Raw genomic sequence first — 18,447 nt, forward strand, 5'->3', positions numbered from 1 at the left:
CGTACCTTTCATGCCTTGACGGGCATATACGGCGCCGGCTACCGTCGGGGCCATGGACGCCACCCTGCACACCGACGCGGGCCGCCACGTACTGCGCTTCGAGCGCGCCCTGCGCCACCCACCGGAGAAGGTCTGGCGCGCCATCACCGAGCCCGAGCACCTCGACCACTGGTTCCCGGCCGCCCTGCACGATAAGCGCGGCGTGGGGGAGCGGATCACCTTCCGCTTCCCCGACGGCACCGACGGCGGCACCGGCACCATCACCGACCTGGACCCACCGCGCCGCTTCGCCTTCACCTGGCAGGGCGAGACCCTGCGGTTCGACCTGCGCCCCACCGACACCGGCTGCCTGCTCGTGTTCACCCACCACTTCGACGACCACGCTGGCGCCGCCTCCTTCGCCGCGGGTTGGCAGATCTGCCTGGGTGCCCTCGACGACCTCCTCGACGGCACCCCGCCCACCGACCACGACTGGGTCGCCGCCCACGAGCACTACGTCGACCGTTTCGACCTGCTGCGCGGCACCACCCACCCCGACGGTGACACCTGGCGCGTCCAGTTCGAACGCCAACTTCCCACCCCCGCCGACGACGTCCGCCCGCACCTGCCCACCCTCATCGGCGCCGAGCCCACGGCCGAGACCGACACCCGGTACGACGCCGACCTCGGCACGGGCCAGACCGTCCGCGTCGAACTCCGCCCCGGACCCGGCGGCGCCCGCCTCACCCTCACCCACCGCGGCCTCACCGACACCGACCTCGACGCCGCCCACACCTGCTGGCGCACCGCCATCCAGACCCTCGCCACCACCCTCACCGGCCACCCGCACCAGACCGAACACCCGGTGGCGCACCACCCGATGACCTAGACTCGCCCGCATGTCGATCACCGGGCCGGTCCCCAGCCTGGAGCGCTCCTGGCCCGCCCACGACGCTCGTGACGAACTGCGCCTGCAGCTGGAGTTCCTCACCTTCCTGCGGATCACCGCCGTGAACAAGGCCGCCGGTCTCACCCCCGCCCAGGCCACCGACACCCCACTGCCCAGCTCACCGCTGATGAGCGTGCTCGGCGTCCTCAAGCACCTCACCGCCGTCGAGCGCTACTGGCTCACCCGCACCGCGGGCGGCTCACCGGCCCCCCTGCTCTGGGAGCCCGACGACGTCCACGCCGAGTGGCGCCTCACCCCGGCCGACACCCCCACCACCGTCGTCGGCGCCTACCGCGACGAGTGGGCCACCGTCGACGTCGTCCTCGCCGACCTCACCCCGGACGACCACGCCCGCGCCGACCCCGGGCGCACCGTCCGCTGGATCCTCGCCCACGTCGTGCAGGAGACCGCCCGGCACGTCGGCCACCTCGACATCCTGCGCGAACTGGCCGACGGCCAGACCGGCGAATAACCCGTGAAGGCGGCCCAGTTCAGCCGGTTCGGCGGCCCGGAGGTCCTCGAGATCGCCGACCTCCCGGATCCCCACCCGGGCCCCGGCGAGGTCCGCGTCGCGGTGCGGGCGGCCGGGGTCAACGCGAGCGACTGGAAGAAACGCCAGGGCCTGATGGACCAGGAGCTCCCGCAGACCATGGGGTACGAGGTGGCGGGCGTCGTCGACGAACTCGGCGAAGGCGTCACCGATATCGCGGTCGGTGACCGCGTCTTCGGGTTCGCCACCGGTGCCGGGCAGGCCGAACTGGCGGTGCTGCCCCACTACGCACCCATCCCGCCGTCGCTCGACTTCGCCGCGGCCGCCGCGCTGCCGGTCGCGGTCGAGACGGCCGCGCGCGCACTCGACCAACTCGGCGTCCGCAGCGGCGGCACACTGCTCGTCAACGGCGCCTCCGGGACCATCGGCCGCGCCGCCGTCCAGCTCGCCGTGGCGCGGGGCGCGCGCGTGATCGGCACCTGCGGCCCCGGCAACCACGAGATGATCCGCGCGCTCGGCGCCGAACCCGTCACCTACGGGGATGGCATGGCCCACCGAGTCTCCGCACTCGCCCCGGCCGGGGTCGACCTGGCGCTCGACGTCGCCGGAAGCGGCGTCCTGCCCGAACTCATCGACCTCGTCGGTGGCCCGGAGCACGTGATCACCATCGCCGACTTCGAGGGCGCCCAACGGCACGGCGTGCGCTTCAGCCGGGGAGACACCGGTCGCGCCCTCTACACGCTCGACCAACTCGGCGACCTGGTCGAGTCCGGGCGGCTCACACTCCCCGTGGGGCAGACGTTCCCGCTGGCGGAGGTCGCGCAGGCACATCGCGTCGGCGAAGCGGGCCAGGTGCGCGGAAAGCTCGTACTGCTGGTCGACTGACGCGCATCCGAGTCGACGACGGTGCTGACCGGCCGGTGCGCGGCACCGACCGGTCAGCTAGGAGCCTCACGTGGCGATGGTGGCCACCGGCTCCACGTCGTAGGTGCGGGCGTAGCCGTTCTCGACGCCCACGAGCAGGTCCACGACGTCGAAGTAGCGGTCGCAGAACGGGGTTTCACGTCAGCGGGCATCGACTGCCCCCGGCGTGCCGAGGACGGCGGGCTTGAGGGTCTCGGCGCACCACTGGGCGAACCCGGTGGCCGGGAACGCCTGTGGCACACGGTCGACACCCGAGTCCAGGCCCTGGCCCTTGGCGCGCTTCATCTCGACCATGCCCTCGACGAAGGCCTCGTTGAGGCCGTAGCCCAGCAAGGCCGACCGCAACTCGTCGAGCGACTCGCGCTGGTAGCGGACCGGACGCCCCAACTCCTCGGACATGATGCGCGCCAGGTCATCGGGGGAGAGGTCCTGCGGCCCGACAACCGGAAGACTGCCGACGCCGGTCCACGAGCGGTCCAGCAGCAGCCCGGCCGCCGCCGCGGCGATGTCGGCGACGGCCACCATCGGGACCGGGCGGTCCGCGGCGGCGGTGTCGGTGAAGACGCCGTTCTCACGGATCGAGTCGGCGTCCTCCAACAGGTTCTCGTAGAACGACGGGTTGGCCAGGGCGCGGTAGGCGACACCGGAGCCTGCGATCAGGTCGTCCATCGCCAGGCAGGCGGTGACCAGCCCGGCCCGGGCGGCCAGCGGGGTGCCGCGGCCGAGCGCCGAGACGCCGACGACATGGCTGACCCCGTAGGCGGCGAACGCCCGCGCGGCCGGACGGGTGAAACCGCTGTAGGCCTCGTCGGGTGTGATTGAGGCGTCCGGCGGGACCAACCAGAAGACGGCGTCGGCCCCGGTGAGGGCGCGCCCGACGGTCTCGGCGTCTCCGTGCGAGCCGGTGACCACCTCGACCCGTCCGCGCACGGCCTCGGGGAGCCGGGTCGGATCGCGGACCACGACGCGCAACTGCTCTTCGTGCGCGGGTGCGGCCTCGACCAGCAGGGACAGCAGCCGCCTGCCGATGTTCCCGGTGGGGGCGGTGATGACGATCATGAATCCTCGCGGTCTGTGGGGGATCGTTCTGGCCCACCCATCGTGCGGACCCACCCCGCGTTGCCACAATGGGAACTTCGGCATCCCATCATTGCCCAAATCGGAATTACTCCTATGACCAGCTCAAACCCGCCCGACTAGCTTCCCCCGGCCCGCTTCAGCAACCCCCGGATGAACCCGACGAGCTCGGCGGGGGAGAACTCCACCGCGCTCTCCCCGACGCTCACCTCGAACGAACACCGACCGGGATCCGGCGACGACCGCACCGCCCCGAACAGCTGCACACCCTCCTCGGCCGCCAACGCCGCCCCGGCCCGCTCCACCGCGGCCCTCGACGCGGGCAACACAACGTGGAACAGCGGCGTCAACGGCACCCCCGGCACCGTGAACGCCACCCCATCGGCGTTGATCGCCGCCGCCAACGCCACCGCGTGATCACGGAACTCCGGCATCCGCGGCAACAACTCGTCCAACCCGTAGAGCGCCGACGCCGCCAACGGCCACGCGGCGTGGATCTCCCCACCCAACCGCAACCGCCACACCGCCGCGTGCGCCACGAAGTCCGCGTCCCCGGCCAACACCGAGCCCGCCACCCCCTGCAGTCCCTTGTAGAGGGACACGTACACCGAGTCGAACAACCCCGCGACGTCGGCCAACGGCCGGTCGTAGTACGTCTGCGCCTCCCACAACCGCGCGCCGTCCATGTGCGCGGCCGCACCCCGGGAACGCGCCAAACCCGTCTGCGCGACCAACTCGTCCCACGTCGGCAGCAGACCCCCGAGATCACGCTGCGGCAACTCCCACAGCACCGCAGCCAACGGCTCCGCCACCCGCTCCAGATCCGCCAACGAGATCAACTCGTGGCGGTCGGCCACCGCGGCGAACCGCAGCCCGTGCACCACCGAGAACCCCTGCGCCTCCCACTCGACCAGGTGGCAGTGCGGATGCGCCGCGAACGTCCACCGCCCGCGGCGCTCCGCGTGCACCCGGAGCGCGACCTGCTGCGCCATCTTCCCCGTGGGGAACAGCAGCCCCGCCTCCTTGCCCAACAACCCCGCGACCCGCCGCTCCACCACCGCCACCGGCCCGTCCGGACCGCCTGCCGGGACCTCCGGCCCGATCCGCTCGAGCATGCGGCGCAACACCTCGTGCGGCGACCGCCGCGGCGAGGCGTGCGAGAACAACGATCTGGTCACCCGGTTGGACGTCACCGAGGCACTCTATTGCACATCATGTTCAACAAGCTAGACCGAGGTCAACCGACCCAACACCGACGTCCCCGCCTCGGTCACCCGCACCACCGCGTCCCGCGCCCCCGCCGCCGCCCGGATGACCACCAGGCCACGCCGCTCCAACACGGTCAACGCGTCCGCCGCCCACTGCGGCAACCTGCCCGCGGGGGAGCCGTCCGCCCCCGCCCACAGGAACCCCATCGGCACACCCCACAACCCGGAGTGGAACAACACCACTCCCTCGGCCACGTGCCGCAACGCCCTCGTCTCGTTCTCCGTCATCTCCGGACCTCCCCAGAAGTGGCGCCGGTCACAGCCCTTGGTAGCAGGCTGCCCTGACGGGACGCTGACCAAAACCCCAGGTCACCCCCGCCAGACCCCCTACCTCACCCCAACCACCGGCCGACACCCGCCAGCAACTCCGCCTTCGTCTCCGGTGGAGCGAAGGACGCTCGCACCGACGCCCGCGCCAACCCCGCCAACGCCGCGTCGTCCCACCCGAACACCGACCGCAGCAACCCGTACTCCTCGGCCAACCCCCGACCGGTCACATTCGGCACATCCGTGTTGACCGTGACCACCAACCCCGCCGCCACCAACTCCGGCAACGGGTGCGCGCGCACCGACGGCACCAACCCCAACGCCACGTTCGACGACACGCACACCTCCAACGGCACCCCCCGGTCCCGCACCTCGGCCACCACCGCCGGGTCCTCCAACACCCGGAACCCGTGCCCGACCCGATCCGCCCCACCCGCGGTGACCGCCTCCAACACGCTCGCCGCCCCCGCGACCTCACCGGCGTGGTGGACCAACCGCAGCCCGGCGTCCCGAGCCACACCTAACAAGTCCGCGAACGGCGCCAGTGGATACGTCTCGTCACCCGCCAGGCCCACACCCACCACCCCACGGTGGGAAAACCGCCGAGCCAGCTCGATCGTCCGCCGCAACCGCTCCGGCGACCTCCGCCGCGAGTGGTCCAACAGCACCCGCACCACGATCCCGTGCTCCCGCTGCCCCTGCGCCAACCCGTCCAACACCGCCTCAAGCGGCATGGCCAGATCACCGAGCCGCTCACCGTGCGAGGCGGCCGTGAACGTCACCTCGGCGTACCCGGTGCCCTGCGCCGCCTCATCCGCGCAGTACTCCACCGCTACCCGCCGGAAGTCCTCCGGCCGCCGCAAGCAGTCCCGCACCAACGAGTTCTGATCCGCGAACGCCCGGAACCCGGCGAACGCGAACGGCCCATGGCTCACCTCGGGCCCCACGGCCACACCGTTGCCCGCCCCGATCGCCACCAGCGTCTCCGGGCGGACCGTGCTCTCCAGGTGGACGTGCAGGTGCGCCTTCGGCAACCGCGACAACTCGCGCATACCCCCGAGGGTAGAAGCAAGCGCACACCGCACGCTTCCGGTTTTCCGGAAACACCACCCACGTGGCAACCTTTCCCGGCACCCGAGAACTCTGGGGGAGTAGCGGAAGTCGATCAACCAGGAAAGGCGCGGGATCCACCGTGGCACTGAGGTTCGCCCGGTCAGCCGAGGAACAGGCACTCCGGGAACTGGACATCACCGTCGAACGCACCGGCCGCACCACCGCCGTCCGCGCCGTCGGCCGCATCGACCTCGCCACCGAGACACCCTGGCACGACCAGGTCATGGGCGCGGCCACCGCGACCGACGACACCACCAGCGTCACCGTCGACCTCACCGCGGTCACCTTCCTCAGCTGGGCCAGCACCGCGGTCCTGATCCGCGCCCACCGGGCCTGCCTGCGCCGCGGCCGCGCCCTGCGCGTGCTGGCCTGCGGCCCGGTGCTCACCGGCCTGCAGCTCACCCGGATGAACGAGGAGATCACCATCGTCCCGGCCACGCGGCCGGTGCACGTCGAACGCCCGCGCGCCGCCACCAGCTGGTTGATCGCCTGACGTACCGTGGCCCGGCGGACCAGGGGAGGCGGCGGTGTTCAGCTACGAGTTCGGCACGATCGAGTGGATGTGGGGCAACGGCACCATCCGCCTCAACCTGCCCGGCGGCGTCGAGCAGACGCAGAACGGCGGCTACCAGGAGGTCGTGGACGTCCTGACCGGCCTCGGCCGCCAGGGCTGGGACGTCGCCACCTGCGCGGCCGGCGGCAACTGGCTGTTCTGGACCCTGCGCAGACAACACTGACCGCTCAGCCGACCGCGACTCAGACGACCGCCACGACGGCGTAGCGCTCGTCGTCGATCACCCGCCCCCAGAGCCCGGGATCGACGAGCGGCTCGACGCGCAGCTCGGACACCAACGGCCGCAACGCCTCGGCCAGGGCATCGGCACCGACACCACCCATCCAGGGCAGCGAACCGGGGGAGTCGAGGTAGTCGCCACTGGTGTTCCACCGGCCCTCGACAAGCACCAGGACACCACCGGGCCGAGTCGCGCCGATCCAGTGGCGCAGCGCGGCAACCGGGTCCGGCAACGTCCAGAGCAGGTGCCGCGCCAAGACGACGTCGAACTCGCGGTCGAACGGTGGCAGGGCGGCGGCATCGCCGACCTCGAAGCGGGCCTGCAACCCGGCATCGGCGAGTTTGCGCCGGGCGCGCTCGACCATGGCGGGCGCCAAGTCCACGCCGACCACGCGGTGCCCGTGCGCGGCCAGCACCAGGGACAGCGACCCCGTGCCACAACCGACATCCAGGACATCGCGAGTCGACCCCGGGATCCAGGACCGCAGCCGGGCGGCCCAAGCGTCCCGGACACGGGGGAGGCGCAGACCGTGATCGGCCTCGACGTCGAAGGTGTCAGCGGCGGCGTCCCAGAACGCGGCGATCTCAGAAGGCGAATCCACCAGCTGATTGTCCTGTCCCGCCGGTCGGTGCGGCCGGCTTCGACCAGTCGGGTCGACGGCTTCAGAGTCGCCGGACGCGCAGGACGCCGGTCAGCATCGGGAGGGTGAACTCGCCGTGGCCGGTTTCTGGTCTGCCTGCGAGGAAAGCGCGGATCTTGTCGCACTTGGCCGCTCGGTCCCGTTCCGGCAGGACCAGCATCCCGGCGCGGGTCGCGAGTGTCTCGACGAGGGAGTCGGCGGTTCGGCGCTGACCGTGCGGGAACTCGGACTGCTCGGCCGAGCCGAACCGGGGGACCAGACCACTGTTCGGAAGGTGCAGGTCTGCCGTCGCGGCGCGCCAGTTGCTCAGCGTGTCCCGCGGGCCGATCGCCCCGGGGCCACTCACCCGTTCGAGGCCCGTGATCCACTCGACCCGGTCGTCCAGGACGTTCCACAGGCCGGCCAGGATGCCGCCGGGAACGAGGACCCTGGCGATCTCGGGTCCCGCGATGGCCATGTCGAACCAGTGCAGGGCATTGCCGGCGACCACAGCGTCAACGGACCCGTCGGGCAGCGCTAGTGCCTCGGCACTGCCCGAAAGGGCACGGACGGCCGGCAGCGCACGGCGCAGCTCGGTCAGCATCGCCGGGTCAGGCTCGACCGCGATGACCTCAGCGCCCAGCGCGACCAGCGTGGCGGTGAGCTTGCCGGTTCCGGCGCCGAGGTCGAGCACCCGGAGGCCGGGCGCGAGTTCCAGCGCCCAACGAACCGCGGCCCGTGCGTAGTCCGGGCGGTGCTCGGCGTAGGCGGTCGCCGCCGAGCCGAACGAGGATCCAAGGACTAGGCGTTCCTCCACGAGATCACCCTCCAGCAAGATCACGAGTGGCGGGGCCCAGCCTAGGGAGGCGTCGTGGCTCAGCGCGAACAGGAACCAGCCCAACCGCGGCAGGGGACGGTCTCCAGCGCACTACTTGACATAATGTCGATTATCGAACATTGACCGACCCGCAGATCAACCCTGAAAGCGGCCGGTTCATACGTCACCGTGACGTTTCACCCCAAAGCGCCCGGATGTGCCTCCTGGGCGCCTGACAAGGCACTCCAGTGCGTGGTGGCGGATCGGCGGGCGCGCCAGGGGCGCAACGGGCACGAAAGGCGCGAATCGGCGCGCGAACGCGTTGGCGCGCACATGCCGTCCCCTGATCATCCTGAGCCGTCGAACACCTGTTTGATGGATAATCGCGGTTATCCATGGTTCGCGAACTGTCGGTGTGGTCGGGTATGCACTGCGGGTGATGTTGATCGAGGCGCAGGACGGGTTCTTCCTGGCTCGGCGGTCCCGCAAGGACTCGCCGCACACGACCGCGGCCTACCGGCGGGACCTGGCGGGGGTGTCGGCGCTGGTGGCCGAGGTGGTCGGCCGGGACGTCGGCGCCATCGGGCTCGACGAGGTGTCCGCGCAGGTGTTGCGAGAGGCGTTCGGGCTCTTCGCCGACACGCACGCCAAGAGTTCCGTGGCGCGGGCGTGGTCGACCTGGAACCAGTTCTTCCAGTTCTGCGTAGCCGACGGGCTCGCGGCGGGCAACCCGATGGGCGCGATCGGCAGACCGCGACCCGCTCCGCTGTCCCCCAAGCCGCTGCGCGGCGAGGAGACCCCCGAGCAGCTGCTCGCCGCGATCGCTGGTGGGGCGCGCAAGGCGCGGGCGCCGTGGCCGGAGCGCGATCTGCTGGTGCTCGCCCTCGGCTTGGTCGCCGGGTTGCGGGCGGCCGAGATGCGGGCGCTGCGGCGGTCCTCTGTGGTCGGTCGGCCCGGTGAGCGGCGGCTCTACGTGCACGGCAAGGCGAACCGGGAGCGGTCGATCCCGATCGAGGCGCCGCTGGAACGGGTGATCGAGGCGTACCTGGCCTCGTGCGACGGGCGGTTCCCGGGAGCGCGGTTCGCCGCGGACTCGCCGTTCCTGCTGGGTTCCGACGGCGCCGGGATCGGGCGGGGTGCGCTGGATTACCTGGTCAAGGCGTGCTTCCGCGGTGCGGGGATGCATGACCGGGTGCCGGTGGGGGCGAACCTGCACGCGCTGCGGCACACCTTCGCCACGCGGTTGGCCGAGGACGGGGCGAACGCGGTGGAGATCATGATGCTGCTGGGGCACGCGAGCCTGAACACGAGTCAGAACTACATCGACGCGACCGGGCGGGAGCGGCGCGCGGCGGCGGCGAGCAACCGGACCTACCGGGTGCTGGCGGAGCTGGCCGGGGACGAGGAGGCCGGTCAGTAGGCTCGGCCGATGAGACGCAGGCTCCGCTCCCCCTTGCCGCAGCGACACGGTCTCGACGCGGCGCGGTTGCGGCTGCCCGAGGTGGGCTCGTGGGCGACGGTGCTGGAGCACCTGGTGGAGCGGCTCCCGCGGGTCGAGCCCGCGCGGATCGAGATGATGCTGCGGGAGCGGCGGATCGTCGGGCTGGACGGGCCGGTGGCGGTGGACGCGCCGTACGTGCCGGGGATGTTCGTGTGGTTCCACCGGGACCTGCCGGTGGAGGTGCCGGTGCCGTTCGAGTTGGGGGTCGTGCACCAGGACGAGGACGTGGTCGTGGTGGACAAGCCGCACTTCCTGGCGACGATCCCGCGTGGCAAGCACGTCGTGCAGACGGCGCTGGTGCGGTTGCGCCGTGAGCTGGGGATCCCGGCGTTGAGCCCGGCGCACCGGTTGGACCGGGTGACGGCGGGGTTGTTGCTGTTCGTGGTGCGCCCGGAGGTGCGGGGCGCGTACCAGACGATGTTCCGGGATCGGTCGGTGGGCAAGGAGTACGAGGCCGTCGCACCGTTCGACCCCGCGGTGGTGTTGCCCGCGGTGGTGCGGAGTCGGATCGTGAAGGAGCGTGGGGTGATCACCGCGCAGGAGGTCCCGGGTGAGCCGAACGCGGAGACCCTGGTGGAGTTGGTCGAGCACCGCGCGGGGGTGGGTCGGTACCGCCTCTCCCCCGCCACCGGTCGTACGCACCAGCTCCGGCTGCACATGGCGGGTCTGGGGTTGCCGATCCTGGGTGACGACTTCTACCCGGTGCTGACCGAGAAGCCGTTGGACGATTTCAGTCGGCCGTTGCAGTTGTTGGCCCGGGTGTTGGAGTTCGTCGATCCGGTGTCGGGTGAGCCGCGGCGGTTCGAGAGCCGGTTGCGGTTGGCCGCGTGGGAGTCGCCCGAGTCCTGGTAGGGCTCCCCCGATCGGTGCATCGCTTGACCTTGACACTGTGACAGGGTTTTCACTGGGTGCAGGAGGTGGTCCCGATCAACTCGACACCAGGAACCCAGCAGACCCGGCTGCTCGACGCGTTGAGCGCTGCCAGTTCAGGGACACGGCTCAGGGCGGCCCTGGCGGTGGGCACATACCCCGACCCCGGTCTCGTCGAAGCGCTCGTGGCGCGGTGCGCGGTCGAGCCGAACTTCTTCGTGCGCGACATGCTCACGTGGGCGTTGACCCGTTTCCCGTCGGAGTCCACGGTGCCCCGACTTGTCGCGGAGCTCGGTTCCGGGTGCGCGCAGGCGCGGAGCCAGGCGTTGCACACACTGTCCAAGATCGGGGACGAGGGCGTGTGGCCCGCGATCACGCGGTCGTTGCTGTGCGACGCCGACGACGAGGTCGCGCGTAGCGCGTGGCGTGCCGCGGTCGTCCTCGTGCCTGCCGGGCAGGAGGAAGCGCTGGCCGCGGTGTTGGTCGCCCAGCTCGGTCGCGGCGACCGGGACGTGCGGCTGAGTCTGAGCCGAGCGCTGGTCGCGCTCGGGGACGTGATCGAGCCTGCCCTGCGGTCGGGGCTGGCGAGTGTGGACCCGACGGTGCGTGCCCATGCCCACGCGACGCTGCTGCTCCTGAGCGACCCGGAGGTCGGGTTCGATTCGGCCCTGGAGGAGGCGACCCGGGTCCTGGTGCTGGGTCCGGACCGGGCCGACGGCGCGGCGTGCTGATCGGGGAGGTGGCCCGCCGGGCGGGGGTGAGTACCCGGATGCTGCGGCACTACGACTCCCTCGGGCTGGTGCGGCCGACAGGTCGCACCGTGGGTGGCTACCGCGAGTACTCCGCCGAGGACATCCGTCGGATCTTCCACGTGGAGAGCCTGCGGTCGCTGGGCTTGTCGTTGCGGCAGGTCGGTCGCGCGCTGGCGGATCCCGCGTTCACGCCGTCCGCGCTGGTCGGCGACCTGATCCGGCGGACCGAGGACCGGCTGGGCCGGGAACGGGAGCTGCTCGACCGGCTGCGCGCGATCGACGCGTCGTCGCCGTCCGGTTGGGAGGGCGTGCTGCGTGTCGTGGAGTTGTTGCAGGGGCTCGCCTCGCCCAGTGCCGCGCGCAGGCAGCAGGCGGTCCTGGCCCCGGCCGAGGAGGTGCCGGTCCCGGTCGAGGTGTTGGCCGGGGCGGTCCTGGCCGAATCGGATCCGAACGTCGCGGGTGCCCTGCGGTGGGCCTTGGCGAGGTCGGGTGGGGGCGGTGTGGCGAGCGTGGCGTCCGGGGCGTATTCGGCGAATGTGGACATCCGGCGGCGGGCGGTCCTGGCGATCGCCGAGATGCCCGGGGACGAGGCGGACGCGGTGCTCGCGGACGCGCTCGGGGATTCGGACTCGACGGTGCGCGGGCATGCCGCTCTGGCGTTGGGCGCGCGTGGTGGGACCGCGGCCGTGCCGGTGCTGGTGGGCATGGTGGTCGAGGGCAGGAACGATGTGGAGGCGGCCGAGGTCCTGGGGGCGCTGGCGGCGGATCCCGGGCGGGCGGAGCGGATCATGGGTGCGCTGGTCGACGAGCTCGCCGCGCACGCGGCGGACTTCGGGGTGCGGATTCGCCTGGTCCAGGCTCTGGCCGAGATGCCTGCCGCCGTCGGGCTGGGGGTTCTGCGGCAGTTGGCAGGCGATGATGATCGTGCTGTCGCCCTGGTCGCCTCGGCGTTCGTGGGGGTGCTCGAAGGGCGGGGTGGCGGCTGAGGTCGTTTGTCAGTGGCTTGGTCTGGGCGGGGTTTCCGGGGTTGGGGGGCGTAGGGCGTCGGCCACTAGGTCCACTGCGCTGCGGGAGGGGTCGCGGGCGGCGTTGTTGTAGACCTGTTCTGTGGTGTCGATGCTGGTGTGGCCCACGTCGGCCTGGATGTGGACGAGTTGGGCGCCTGCTTCGACGGCGGTGGTGACGTAGAAGTGGCGTAGGGCGTGGGGGTGCATGGCGTCGGCGATGTCGTGGAGGGGGTCGCCCGCGGTTCTGGCCAGGCGGCGGAGGAGTTGCCAGATGGCTTGGCGTTGGTAGCGGTTGCCGGTTCTGGTGATGAGCAGTGGGGTGGGTGGGCCGTGGTGGGTGCCGCGGCGGGTGGGGGTGGTGTTGGTGGGGTCGGCGGCGTCTCGGGTGCGCAGGTAGGTGGTGATGGCGCGGTCGGCCATGGTGGAGAGGTAGACGATGCGGGTTTTGCCGCCTTTGCCGTGGACGCGCAGGGCGCGGCGGCCGCGGGTGACGTGCAGGTCGGCGCGGTCGAGGGCGCAGAGTTCGCTGACGCGCAGGCCCAGGGTGAACAGGGCGACGACGGCGGAGGCGCGGGCGGTGTCGAGGGGGCCGTTGCCCCGGCGGGGGGTGGCCGCGGTGTCGATGAGGGTGCGGACCTGGTCGGTGGTGAGGGTGACGGTGCTGGTGGTGCTGCCGGTGGGGACGACCAGGCCGAGGCGGCGGCGGTCGAGGGCGGCGGGGTTGCCGGTGGTGAGGCCGGTGTCGGCGAGGTGGGTGTAGAGGGCTTTGAGGGTGGCGAGCATGCGGTCGCGGGTGGCCGGGGCGGTGCCGGCGTCGGTGAGGGCGGTGAGCCAGTCCTTGACGTCGGTGGTGCGGGCGGTGCGGGGGTCGTGGCCGTGTCGGGCGCACCAGCGGAACCAGTGCAGATGGCGGTAGCGGCCTCGGGGGGCGGGTGGGGGGCGGTGCGCGGCGGGTGGGGGTTTGCCGGTGCCGACGGCGGCGGCGTAGGTGGTGAGGGCGGTGTCCCAGGTGGGGTCGGCGGTGCCTGCCCAGTCGGTGATGTCGTGGGCGGTGACGGGCAGGCCGAGTCCTTCGGCGTAGGTGCGGCGGGTGGCGCGGTTACCGTAGCCGGTGAGCCAGTCGGTGATCGCGGTGAGCAGGTCGGTGGGGTTGTCGACGCCGGGCCAGGTGGTCTGACCGGTGCTGGGCTCGATCGCGTTCACCGGGCAAGGATCGCGCACGGGTCGGGCGGGGTCGGTACTCCCCCGCCCGGGTGCGGGTTCAGGGGCGGCGGCCGACGAGGTCGAGGAGGCGGTCCTGCAGGGGGCTGTCGGGGCCGAGGGTGCCGCTGGGTCCGGTGCCGAAGATGCCGAGTTCGCTGATGGTGGCCGCGAGCGGGTGCATGAACTCCCACATGCCCTGGACGAGGGTGGGGTCGAGGGTGTCGTCGGTGTGCAGGGCGCGGGCGAGGTCCCAGGCGTGCACGAGGTGTTCGCCGATGCGGAAGCCGATGAGCGTGCGGCCGGGGATGGGGCCGCTGGGGTGGGCGACGACGCGGTCGAGGGCGCCGGGGGCCGCGGCGGCGTGGTGGAGCGCGTCGGCGGCGGTGGTGAAGGCGGCGATGGGGTCGTCGTGGAGCCATTCGCTGGTCAGGATGTCGATGGCGGTCTCGGTGGTGGCGCCCTCGAACAGGGCGACGGCCATCCGGTCGCCGGCGACGACGTGGTTGGCCAGGTCGCGGGCGGTCCACGCGGGGCACGGGGTGGGGGCGGTGGAGTTGTCGGGCGTGAGGTGGACGAGGCGGCGGCGGAACTCGTCGTGAGCGGCGTGCAGCACGGTTTCTCCTAGCGGGGGGTGCGGGTGAGGGGCCAGCAGACCTCGGTGCGCCGGGTGGCGGGGTCGAGGTCGAGGTAGTGCTCGCGCAGGGGTCCTGGGGCGCCGAGGCCGAGGGTGGCGACGTGGGCGCCGAGGGGGCCGTAGGTCTCGTCGAGGTCTTCGTACCGGCCGTGGTGGACGGCGGTGGCCAGGTCGGCGGCGGGTACGAGGAGGGTGGCCGTGGCGGGGTCGGTGGGGCGGAAGACGGTGACCTCGCCGGTGCCCTCGGTGAACAGCTCCTCGGTGAACAGACTGCCGAGGGGGCCGCCCGCGGTGGGCAGGACGGCGAACGCCTCGGCGCAGAAGGCCCCGACGTCGGTGCGGGGGATGCGGCGGGTGAGTCCGACCGCGGGTGTGTCGGGGACCGACCGGTAGCGCACGGTGGTGTCGGGGGCGGGGTCCTCGAGGAGTCTGCGCAGTCCGGCGACGGCGAGGCTGGTGCGGTCGAGCTCGTCCTGGAGGCGGTCGAGGTGGGTGAGCAGGACGCGGTCGCGGTCGGCCGGGTGCGGGGCGCCCAGGAGTGCCTTGATGTCGGCCAGTGGCATGTCGAGCTCGCGGAGCCTGCGGATGGTGCGGGCGGGGCGGACCTGGTGGGCGGAGTAGGCGCGCAGTCCGGTGCGCGGGTCGACGTGGTCGGGTTCGAGCAGGCCCAGCCGGTGGTAGTGGCGCAGGGCCTTGACCGTCAGATGGGTCATCTTGGCGAACTCGCCGATGGCGATGTTGCTGCTGGGCACGCGGTCAGCATCGCGGCTCCCCCTGGGGGAGGCGCAAGTCGGGCTCAGCCGGTGGGGATGGACAGGTCCGCGCCCGCGGCCAGGACCGAGCTGGTCCAGCTCGCGGTGTCGGTGAAGACGATGCAGATCACGTTGCGGTAGCCGGCGTCCCAGGAGGCCTGGTCGGGGGCGAGGAAGCCGAGTTGGTCGGTCTCGGAGAGGGCGGCGACGTCGACGTTGCGCTGGGCGATCGGGAGGCACTTGGTCTCGGAGTCGGCGGTGAGGGTGGTCATGCCGGGCCAGGGGCCGGTGCCGCCGGTGTAGGCGCCGATGGCCTGGGCGTCGTGCCTGCTGCCGCAGGAGGTGAGGTCGACGTTGGGGATCGGGGCGGAGAACGAGGGCCGGATGAAGCAGTCGCCGGGTTTGAGGGTGCAGGCGGTGGCTTGGCCGCTGGGTGGGTGTTCGCAGTCGGCGGCGTTGGCCTCGTCGACGAGGTAGACCACGGCGACGGCCCAGGCGCTGCCCCAGACCCCGGAGAAGACCAGGCCCGCGACGGCCATGAACACGGCCAGGGCCTTGGACATCGCGACCGCGCCGCCGACCTTGACCGCCGCGGCCGCGGACCCGGTGGCGGCGTGGCCGGCGAACGCCGATCCCGTGGTGGTCGCGCCTGCCCCGGCGCTGGTCGCCGCCGACCCGGTGGCGGCTGTGCTGGACAGGGCGGGTGTGGAGCTGGAGAGGGCGGGTGTGGCGTGGGCGGCCGCGGGGTGGCCGATCGTCCAGGTGGAGTTGGACACCGGGTCGATGGTGGGCACGTGCGGGGTGACCGGGGCGGTGGGCGGCGCGTACGCGGCGTGCGTGATGCCCGGGTCGGTGGTCGGCAGGTGTGGGGCGGCCTGGGGTGGTGGCGAGTAGGCGGCCTGCGTCGCCGCGGCGGGGTCGTGAGCCGGGACGCCGTGCTGCGGCGGGGCGGCCTGGGCTCCGGGGTGGGTGACCTGTGCGGTGCCCGCCGGGTCGTGCACCGGTGTGGTGGGCGGTTCGCCGATCGGGGCCGCGGCCTGCACCGCACCGGGGTCCCCGCTCGGGGGGTACGGGCCCGCGGCGCTCGGGTCGGGTCCGGGTTGGCGCACCTCGCCCAGCGCGGTCGGGCCGGCTCCGGGGTCGCCGCCCAGTTTCGAGATCTGCCGGAGCACGATCACCGCGAACACGATCGCGATCGGGATGAGCACCGGGACGAACCCGCACAGGCCCAGGATGAGCGCCGCGATGGCCATCCGGGTGGTCCGGCGGTCGAGGTGGCCCTGGTAGAGGTGCACGCCCGAGTGGATGGACCCGCCGACCTGGAGGACGTTGTGGCCACCGGTGGCCTGGTTGTGGACGTTCCCGCTCACGAGTTCCCCTTCCGCGGGCCCCCCGGCCCCTTGGTTGGCGCGCCGCTGCCCCAGGGCGGACGTGGCCGGTCGGGACACCGGGTGTCGCGGAACTCCTGGCCGGCACAGGTAAGCAGGTCCGCGGCGGCGTGATCCGGGATCGGTTCTCGACCACCCGGTCGGACGAACCACCGCTCCCGAAAGAGTTTCGCGTGTGCGGTCCGCGCGGAGCGTGATCGTGCTGTCCGTGTCCGGTGATGGGTCTCCCGTGTGCGCTGAGGTGGTCGGGCTCGGCCGGACGGCAGGTCCGACCGAGCCCGGCCACCTCGGTACGACAGTGCTCAGCGCTCGGCGGCGCCGAACCATCGGGGCAGCACGCCCAGCAGCCCCTCTTGGTCCGCCCCGACCCAGGCCACGTAACCGTCCGGGCGCAGCAGCACCGCGGGCGCGTCGAGTTCCTCGCTGACGTCGACGACGTGGTCGACCCGGTCCGCCCAGCCGGCCACCGAGAGGGCGCCGGTCTGGTCGAGCAGCAGTCCGCGGCCCGCGTGCGTGAGGTCGTAGAGGCGGCCCTGCTTGAGTTCGATGTCGCGCAGTCGCTTGCCGAGCAGGGGGTGCCCGTCGCCGAGGTCGTAGCGGATGGTGATCCCGACGATCTTCTCGACGATGTGCCGGTTGACCTCCTCGAAGTCCATCAGTTCCGACAGCAGCCGGTGCAGGGCCCGGGCGCCGGGTTCGGTGGACATGAGGGCGGCTTGGGCGCGGATGGTGTCCAGCACGTCCGCGGCCACGGGGTGCCGTTCGGCGTGGTAGGTGTCCAGCAGGTCCGCCGGTGCCCAGCCGTTGACCTGGGCGGCCAGTTTCCAGCCGAGGTTGAACGCGTCCTGGATACCGAGGTTGAGGCCCTGTCCGCCCAGGGGTGGGTGGACGTGCGCGGCGTCGCCGGCCAGCAGGACCCGGTCGACGCGGTAGCGCTCGGCCAGTCGGGTCGCGTCGCTGAAGCGGGAGAGCCAGCGCGGGGAGTGCACACCGAAGTCCGTGCCCGCGAACACCCGCAGCCGCTGCTGGACCTCCTCGAGGGTCGGCGGGGTCGAGCGGTCCTCGGCCACGCCCTCGGCGGGCACGACCACCCGGTAGAGGCCCTCGCCGGAGGGCCCGACGCCGAACCCCTTGTGGGTCTCGCGGATCTTGGTCACCACGGCGGCTATGTCCGCCGCGGGCGCGGTCGCCTCCATCTCGCCCAGCAGTGTCTCGACCTTGGCGGCCTCGCCGGGGAAGGCGACGCCGAGGAGTTTGCGGACGGTGCTGCGGCCGCCGTCGCAGCCGACGAGGTAGCGGGAGCGCAGCCGCGTGCCGTCGGCCAGTTCGACGGTGACCCCGTCGGCGTCCTGGTCCAGCCCGACCAGCTCGTGGCCGCGGCGGACCTCGACGGCGAGTTCGGCGGCGCGCTCGGCCAGCAGGCGCTCGGTGGCGGGCTGCGGGATGCCCAGGACGTAGCCGTGGGCGGTGTCGAGCCGCTCGGGCCACTCCTTGAGGATGCCCGCGAAGTAGCCGCCGACCTTGTACTGCTTGCCGGTCGCGAGGAACCGCTCCAGCAGCCCGCGCTGGGCCATCACCTCGATGCTGCGCACGTGCAGGCCCAGGGACCGGACCTGCTTGGTCGGCTCCAGCTCGCGTTCCAGCACGAGCACGTCCACGCCGTGCAGCCGCAACTCGCAGGCCAGCAGCACGCCGGTCGGCCCACCGCCCGCGATGATCACGTCGATCACGAAAAACCCCCGATTCACCCTGTGGTGCGTTCCCAGCCAGCGTCCGCGCGAACGGCTGTTCCCGCAGGTTCTGGCTTCGGCGGGAGATTCTGCGGCACTCCCCCGGCCTTGCCGCAAGTCCCCCGGTGCGCTATAAATTGGGCAGGGCAAGGAGAGATCTACCTCCTTGCCCTTCGTGTTTTCCCAGCCTGTCCCCCTCGGCTGCCCCTCCCCCGGTCCGCTGTGTTGTCGCGGTCCGCTGCGGACGGATCAACTCCGCTCAAGTCACCGTGCTCGCCTTCAGCGGCGGTCTGCCCTCTCCCCACTTCTTGGA

At 72.2% G+C, this 18,447-nt stretch carries 20 protein-coding genes and 1 pseudogene; 9 read left to right on the plus strand and 12 right to left on the minus strand.

Annotation, left to right across the window (positions count from 1 at the left end; all coding sequences use genetic code 11):
* Window positions 1-52 precede the first annotated feature (52 nt).
* Genes QSK30_RS04125 through QSK30_RS04135 form a run of 3 tightly spaced genes read left to right on the plus strand, consistent with a single transcriptional unit; the run spans window position 53 to window position 2,303 of the window.
* Window positions 53-868 (plus strand): SRPBCC family protein, encoded by an 816-nt coding sequence (locus QSK30_RS04125; RefSeq protein WP_285499666.1) that lies wholly within the window; start codon window positions 53-55, stop codon window positions 866-868.
* 10 nt (window positions 869-878) lie between these two features.
* Window positions 879-1,400 carry a DinB family protein gene (locus QSK30_RS04130; protein WP_285499668.1) on the plus strand — a complete coding sequence of 174 codons (522 nt, stop codon included), beginning with the start codon at window positions 879-881 and terminating at the stop codon, window positions 1,398-1,400.
* A 3-nt stretch (window positions 1,401-1,403) separates the two neighbouring features.
* The gene (locus QSK30_RS04135; protein ID WP_285499670.1) at window positions 1,404-2,303 is read left to right on the plus strand and encodes an NADP-dependent oxidoreductase; all 900 of its coding nucleotides are present in this window, start codon (window positions 1,404-1,406) and stop codon (window positions 2,301-2,303) included.
* Between the two features lie 66 nt (window positions 2,304-2,369).
* Here the strand turns inward: QSK30_RS04135 and QSK30_RS04140 are convergent.
* The 5 genes and pseudogenes from QSK30_RS04140 to add form a co-directional block, all read right to left on the minus strand.
* Window positions 2,370-2,471 (minus strand): annotated as a pseudogene (locus QSK30_RS04140) (darcynin family protein); the annotation flags it as partial.
* A 12-nt stretch (window positions 2,472-2,483) separates the two neighbouring features.
* The gene (locus QSK30_RS04145) at window positions 2,484-3,401 is read right to left on the minus strand and encodes an NAD(P)H-binding protein (RefSeq protein WP_285499672.1); all 918 of its coding nucleotides are present in this window, start codon (window positions 3,399-3,401) and stop codon (window positions 2,484-2,486) included.
* 137 nt (window positions 3,402-3,538) lie between these two features.
* Entirely contained in the window at window positions 3,539-4,612 is a 1,074-nt protein-coding gene (locus QSK30_RS04150; protein ID WP_285499674.1) for a threonine aldolase family protein, read from the minus strand.
* A 33-nt stretch (window positions 4,613-4,645) separates the two neighbouring features.
* Window positions 4,646-4,915 (minus strand): hypothetical protein, encoded by a 270-nt coding sequence (locus tag QSK30_RS04155; protein ID WP_285499676.1) that lies wholly within the window; start codon window positions 4,913-4,915, stop codon window positions 4,646-4,648.
* A gap of 104 nt (window positions 4,916-5,019) precedes the next feature.
* A complete protein-coding gene (gene add, locus QSK30_RS04160; protein WP_285499678.1) occupies window positions 5,020-6,006 on the minus strand; it encodes an adenosine deaminase in 987 nt (328 codons plus the stop codon).
* 140 nt (window positions 6,007-6,146) lie between these two features.
* On the opposite strand from add, the gene QSK30_RS04165 reads away from it, so the two are divergent.
* Both QSK30_RS04165 and QSK30_RS04170 read left to right on the plus strand, forming a co-directional pair.
* Window positions 6,147-6,560: an STAS domain-containing protein gene (locus QSK30_RS04165; RefSeq protein WP_285499680.1), complete on the plus strand. Its 414-nt coding sequence runs from the start codon at window positions 6,147-6,149 to the stop codon at window positions 6,558-6,560.
* A gap of 34 nt (window positions 6,561-6,594) precedes the next feature.
* Window positions 6,595-6,804 (plus strand): hypothetical protein, encoded by a 210-nt coding sequence (locus tag QSK30_RS04170; protein WP_285499682.1) that lies wholly within the window; start codon window positions 6,595-6,597, stop codon window positions 6,802-6,804.
* A gap of 19 nt (window positions 6,805-6,823) precedes the next feature.
* Here the strand turns inward: QSK30_RS04170 and QSK30_RS04175 are convergent, their stop codons facing one another.
* On the minus strand, window positions 6,824-7,462 hold the full coding sequence (locus QSK30_RS04175; protein WP_285499684.1) for a class I SAM-dependent methyltransferase: 639 nt from the start codon (window positions 7,460-7,462) through the stop codon (window positions 6,824-6,826).
* A gap of 61 nt (window positions 7,463-7,523) precedes the next feature.
* A complete protein-coding gene (locus QSK30_RS04180; RefSeq protein WP_502871785.1) occupies window positions 7,524-8,381 on the minus strand; it encodes a class I SAM-dependent methyltransferase in 858 nt (285 codons plus the stop codon).
* A gap of 355 nt (window positions 8,382-8,736) precedes the next feature.
* On the opposite strand from QSK30_RS04180, the gene QSK30_RS04185 reads away from it, so the two are divergent.
* From QSK30_RS04185 to QSK30_RS04200, 4 genes are all read left to right on the plus strand, one after another.
* Window positions 8,737-9,717 (plus strand): tyrosine-type recombinase/integrase, encoded by a 981-nt coding sequence (locus QSK30_RS04185; protein WP_285499685.1) that lies wholly within the window; start codon window positions 8,737-8,739, stop codon window positions 9,715-9,717.
* Window positions 9,718-9,726: 9 nt separating this feature from the next.
* Entirely contained in the window at window positions 9,727-10,650 is a 924-nt protein-coding gene (locus QSK30_RS04190) for an RluA family pseudouridine synthase (protein WP_285499687.1), read from the plus strand.
* Window positions 10,651-10,715: 65 nt separating this feature from the next.
* On the plus strand, window positions 10,716-11,399 hold the full coding sequence (locus QSK30_RS04195) for a HEAT repeat domain-containing protein (protein ID WP_502871790.1): 684 nt from the start codon (window positions 10,716-10,718) through the stop codon (window positions 11,397-11,399).
* Complete coding sequence (locus QSK30_RS04200) at window positions 11,393-12,406, plus strand: HEAT repeat domain-containing protein (RefSeq protein ID WP_285499691.1); 1,014 nt, start codon at window positions 11,393-11,395, stop codon at window positions 12,404-12,406. Before QSK30_RS04195 ends, QSK30_RS04200 begins: the two co-directional genes overlap by 7 nt.
* A gap of 9 nt (window positions 12,407-12,415) precedes the next feature.
* Here QSK30_RS04200 and QSK30_RS04205 read toward each other — a convergent pair whose 3' ends face one another.
* From QSK30_RS04205 to rox, 5 genes are all read right to left on the minus strand, one after another.
* Complete coding sequence (locus QSK30_RS04205; protein ID WP_285499693.1) at window positions 12,416-13,630, minus strand: tyrosine-type recombinase/integrase; 1,215 nt, start codon at window positions 13,628-13,630, stop codon at window positions 12,416-12,418.
* A gap of 58 nt (window positions 13,631-13,688) precedes the next feature.
* Complete coding sequence (locus QSK30_RS04210; protein ID WP_285499695.1) at window positions 13,689-14,243, minus strand: TIGR03086 family metal-binding protein; 555 nt, start codon at window positions 14,241-14,243, stop codon at window positions 13,689-13,691.
* Between the two features lie 8 nt (window positions 14,244-14,251).
* Window positions 14,252-15,016 (minus strand): MerR family transcriptional regulator, encoded by a 765-nt coding sequence (locus tag QSK30_RS04215; RefSeq protein ID WP_285499697.1) that lies wholly within the window; start codon window positions 15,014-15,016, stop codon window positions 14,252-14,254.
* A gap of 44 nt (window positions 15,017-15,060) precedes the next feature.
* Window positions 15,061-16,386 carry a DUF4190 domain-containing protein gene (locus tag QSK30_RS04220; protein WP_285499699.1) on the minus strand — a complete coding sequence of 442 codons (1,326 nt, stop codon included), beginning with the start codon at window positions 16,384-16,386 and terminating at the stop codon, window positions 15,061-15,063.
* Window positions 16,387-16,706: 320 nt separating this feature from the next.
* Window positions 16,707-18,134, minus strand: coding sequence for a rifampin monooxygenase (rox, locus tag QSK30_RS04225; RefSeq protein WP_285499701.1), 1,428 nt, complete (start codon window positions 18,132-18,134; stop codon window positions 16,707-16,709).
* Window positions 18,135-18,447: the final 313 nt, after the last annotated feature.

Origin of the sequence: Actinokineospora sp. NBRC 105648 (genome assembly GCF_030269645.1) — a bacterium.
GTDB lineage: Bacteria > Actinomycetota > Actinomycetes > Mycobacteriales > Pseudonocardiaceae > Actinokineospora.

Excerpts from the sequence above, each read along its gene's own strand:
- QSK30_RS04185 (WP_285499685.1), top strand. The coding sequence starts at position 8,737 with ATGTTGATCGAGGCGCAGGACGGGTTCTTCCTGGCTCGGCGGTCCCGC.
- QSK30_RS04155 (WP_285499676.1), bottom strand. The coding sequence starts at position 4,915 with ATGACGGAGAACGAGACGAGGGCGTTGCGGCACGTGGCCGAGGGAGTG.
- QSK30_RS04145 (WP_285499672.1), bottom strand. The coding sequence starts at position 3,401 with ATGATCGTCATCACCGCCCCCACCGGGAACATCGGCAGGCGGCTGCTG.
- QSK30_RS04125 (WP_285499666.1), top strand. The coding sequence starts at position 53 with ATGGACGCCACCCTGCACACCGACGCGGGCCGCCACGTACTGCGCTTC.
- QSK30_RS04130 (WP_285499668.1), top strand. The coding sequence starts at position 879 with ATGTCGATCACCGGGCCGGTCCCCAGCCTGGAGCGCTCCTGGCCCGCC.
- QSK30_RS04190 (WP_285499687.1), top strand. The coding sequence starts at position 9,727 with ATGAGACGCAGGCTCCGCTCCCCCTTGCCGCAGCGACACGGTCTCGAC.
- add (WP_285499678.1), bottom strand. The coding sequence starts at position 6,006 with ATGCGCGAGTTGTCGCGGTTGCCGAAGGCGCACCTGCACGTCCACCTG.